Here is a 2,894-nt window from a genome sequence, read left to right as displayed (position 1 = left end):
TTACGTATGAGACTTTTTTGTTTTTATACCTATTACTTATAACTAACCATACTGTACTAAATATAATAGAATAAAAAGATAGAAACCAAAATAGTACGTAATACTATTTGATTGCTTACTACCTATTTACCTTATGATGTATGATGAGATGTTATGCTCATACATTGTGCAAATCCAGAATAAATGCCTATGGAATACCTATTTAATCTTTTATTGAAAATAGAGAGGGTGAATAACAGTAATTAGAAAGGAAGGTTATTTTTCCTGATTATTCAAACTTCTTATATGGAATATAACATAGTTTTATATACTCTACTTCTCCATTATATTATAAGTGCTTTAATGAGCTTGAATAGAAGAGTATGGATTAGAATCGAATTAAATTTTATTTTAAAAGCTTTAAAATGAGGTTCAATTGATTTTTGGAAGTTTTGATTCAGATGTAAAATAAAAAGACCGGCTATTATCCGGCCCTTATTGAAATCAGTTATATAGTTATGTTATTTTGAGTTACTTTAAACTATCTTTTTAAGAAGAAGTTGTTTGTACTTTTTTAAGATCGAGTAAATCAAAATGTATTTTTATGTTTCCAATATTAATCCAAGTGGCATATTTAAACATAACAAAGCCTAAGAGCATTCCCAAAGTATTGAGAAATATATCATCAATATCTGCTACTCCTCTTCCTGTAAAATATTGAGTTGTTTCTATTAAGCTAATAGTAAAAATAAAGAATAATGTTATAGGAATAAAATAATTGAATTTTCGGATACATAATCCTAACCATCCAAATGGACTGAATACAAATATATTTCCGACAATATTCACAATAAAAGCCTCTTTTTCAATATTATGATCCGAGAAGAAATGTAAGATGGTATTAAATGGTCTTACCTGAAGATAAGAAATATCCGAAGCTTCTCTGCCTGATGCAAAAAACATCATATATAATAGAAAAATGGTATATAGACTTATCAGTACTGCAAAATATCTTTTCATAGGTTTCCTTTTTAAAGGGATTAGTAATAAAAAAAGAGTTTGGAGTGCTTATTAGTTTTTAGGAGTTGCAAACAACAAAAATCTTACCTTACTATTATTATGTTTAGAAAATTTATATTTTTTAACTTTTTTTAACAGAAAAATAGGTCTTACCTAAAGATAAGACCTATTTAAAGTATTTATTATAATGAACTTTTGTTATACTTGAATAACTCCTAAATTAAATTTTTCTGTTATAGGAGAATGGTTAGCTGCTTCTATTCCCATAGAGATCCATTTTCGGGTGTCTATAGGGCTGATAATAGCATCTGTCCATAGTCTCGCAGCAGAATAAGTAGATTCAATTTGTTTTTGATATTTTTTGGAAATAGAGTCTAGAATTTGATTACGATCTTCTTCGGAAATTTCTTTACCTTGTTTTTTTAAAGCTGATTCCTGAATCTGGGCCAGTACTTTTGCTGCTTGTGTACCTCCCATTACCGCAAGCTCTGCCCATGGCCATGCAACAATTAATCTAGGATCATAAGCTTTCCCGCACATGGCATAGTTACCCGCACCATAAGAGTTACCTGTAATAATGGTAAATTTTGGAACTATTGAATTGGAAACTGCATTAACCATTTTTGCTCCATCTTTTATAATTCCTCCATGTTCGGATTTTGAACCTACCATAAAGCCTGTAACATCCTGTAGAAAAACTAATGGTATTTTTCTCTGGTTGCAGTTCGCAATAAAACGAGTTGCCTTGTCTGCAGAGTCGGAATAGATCACTCCTCCAAACTGCATTTCACCTTTTCCGCTTTTTACCATTTTTCTTTGATTAGCTACGATTCCCACCGCCCATCCATCAATTCTTGCTGTAGCGCAAACTATTGTTTTGCCATAATCAGGTTTGTATTCTTCATATTCAGAATTATCTACCAGGCATTTGATAATATCATAAGTGTCATATTGTTCTGCCCTACTCACAGGCATGATTCCGAATATATCTTCGGGATTTTGTCTGGGAGATAAACTTTCAATTCTGTCGAATCCGGCTTTATCAGAGCTCCCAATTGATTTCATAATATTTTTGATTCTGTCTAAAGCGTCCTTGTCATCTTTAGCCTTATAATCTGTAACTCCTGAAATGGAACAATGAGTTGTTGCCCCACCTAATGTTTCATTATCGATACTTTCCCCTATAGCAGCTTTTACCAGATAGCTTCCGGCTAAGAAAATAGAGCCTGTCTTATCTACAATCATAGCTTCATCACTCATAATAGGCAGATAAGCACCGCCTGCAACACAACTTCCCATTACTGCAGAAATCTGGATGATTCCCATAGAACTCATTTTTGCATTGTTCCTGAATATTCTCCCAAAGTGTTCTTTATCAGGAAAAATTTCATCCTGCATAGGAAGGTAAACTCCTGCAGAATCAACCAAATAAATGATAGGAAGTTTATTTTCCATTGAGATTTCCTGAGCTCTCAGGTTTTTCTTGCCTGTAATGGGAAACCAGGCTCCTGCCTTCACCGAAGCATCATTGGCCACTACAATACACTGTCTTCCGGAGACATAGCCTATTACAACCACTACACCGCCACTGGGACATCCTCCATGTTCCTCATACATTTCATAGCCTGCAAATGCACCTATTTCTATGGAATCTGAATTTTTATCAAGAAGATATTCGATCCTTTCTCTTGCTGTCATTTTTCCTTCCTCCCGAAGTTTTTGAAGCCTTTTTTCCCCACCTCCTTTTTTAATGTCAGAAAGTAAGCGGGTTATTTCAGATAATCTAAGTCTATTTTGATCTTCTCTTTTATTGAATTCGATGTCCATACAATATCAATTTTTTATGTCTAAAGATACTCTTTTTGTTAAAAATGAAAGAAGATGTTTGTTTGCTC

At 33.0% G+C, this 2,894-nt stretch carries 2 protein-coding genes; both read right to left on the bottom strand.

All coding sequences use genetic code 11. The annotated features are described in order from the left end of the window. Nucleotides 1-528 precede the first annotated feature (528 nt). Entirely contained in the window at nt 529-999 is a 471-nt protein-coding gene (locus Q0A18_RS07890) for a VanZ family protein (RefSeq protein ID WP_292009604.1), read from the bottom strand. Between the two features lie 198 nt (nt 1,000-1,197). Further along, complete coding sequence (locus Q0A18_RS07885) at nt 1,198-2,826, bottom strand: carboxyl transferase domain-containing protein (RefSeq protein WP_292009603.1); 1,629 nt, start codon at nt 2,824-2,826, stop codon at nt 1,198-1,200. Nucleotides 2,827-2,894 lie beyond the last annotated feature (68 nt).

Source organism: Chryseobacterium sp. (assembly GCF_022712095.1).
GTDB lineage: Bacteria > Bacteroidota > Bacteroidia > Flavobacteriales > Weeksellaceae > Chryseobacterium.
Note: the sequence above shows the minus strand (reverse complement) of the source record. Positions and strands in the feature narration are given on the sequence as shown.